The sequence below is a fragment of the Arthrospira sp. PCC 8006 genome, from assembly GCF_046480465.1.
GTDB lineage: Bacteria > Cyanobacteriota > Cyanobacteriia > Cyanobacteriales > Microcoleaceae > Limnospira > Limnospira platensis.
On the sequence record NZ_PKGG01000481.1, the window covers coordinates 1 to 939 of the forward strand.

2 protein-coding genes and 1 pseudogene are annotated in these 939 nt (G+C 50.5%); 2 read left to right on the forward strand and 1 reads right to left on the reverse strand.

Annotated elements, in window-relative coordinates:
* A pseudogene (locus B9T16_RS28950) lies at window positions 1–159 on the forward strand (transposase); the annotation flags it as partial.
* Window positions 160–268: 109 nt separating this feature from the next.
* Complete coding sequence (locus tag B9T16_RS28955; protein WP_014276004.1) at window positions 269–754, forward strand: transposase; 486 nt, start codon at window positions 269–271, stop codon at window positions 752–754.
* On the opposite strand, the gene B9T16_RS28960 is transcribed toward B9T16_RS28955, so the two are convergent.
* A partial coding sequence (locus B9T16_RS28960; protein WP_410245705.1) for a zinc ribbon domain-containing protein occupies window positions 711–939 on the reverse strand: 229 nt, incomplete at its 5' end. The genes B9T16_RS28955 and B9T16_RS28960 overlap by 44 nt on opposite strands.

Consider the following 939-nt stretch of genomic DNA (forward strand, 5'->3'; position numbering starts at 1 on the left):
CGGCTCAATGCCGTTTGCTCTATCTACCACCTTATTCGCCAGACCTCAACAAGATAGAGAAATGTTGGTCGTGGTTGAAAGCCCGCATTCGCCATTGCACGTGAGCAGTTTGATTCTCTCTATGATGCCATGGATTCTGTTCTCAAGGCTGCGTCCTAACCGTATTGACTAGTGCTATAGTTGGGAAATTCCCAAAGCGGTTAAAACCAAGTTTGACAATGAATACGCGAAAGCGATCGCGGCGGGTGAAGGAACTGGTATCAGTGAAGTGACTGCCCGACTAGCCCAACAGATTTGTATGTGGCATCAGTCGGAGGCGATGGTAGAGCAGGAGATGTTAGGCTGCACTACCCTGAAGTTTGATTGTTACCACCGGGTGTTTGATAAGTTCGGTTTTGGTTCCCGCGAACGGGGCTGGCTACTCACTCGGATCGTACCCTTTGATGAGATGTTTAAATGCCTTCCCAAGTCTAAAGCCATGGGACGATTCCGGCAGTTGTGCGGGTTGGGCGCTACTCAAGTGCAATCTGGAAAGGCTGACACTCGTAGCAGTTTCACCGGAAGTAAAGAGGCGCGATCGACCTTACATCAGTTTGTTGTTCGGGCAATCGAGAGGGGGACACATCGCGAACAGAAACCGGGCGGAGGTGCGATCGCGACAACCCCCTACGATTGCCTTCCCAAATCACCAGAGGCTCAGTCTGATACATTTACGCGACATTTATCCGGCTATTGCCTGACAATGCGACGATAGCACTATTACCCGTTAAGGTAACAGAGGCGGTATCCCGCAAAGCTTTTAGAAAGATTCCAAAAGCACCGTTCCAGTCCCTGGGTAGAGTGAACCCACACTCAGGACATCGGAACACTTTTGAGCCACCTAGCTGGGAATGCACATGACCACAGTGAGTACAGGTTTTGCTGGTGTATTCTTCCGTC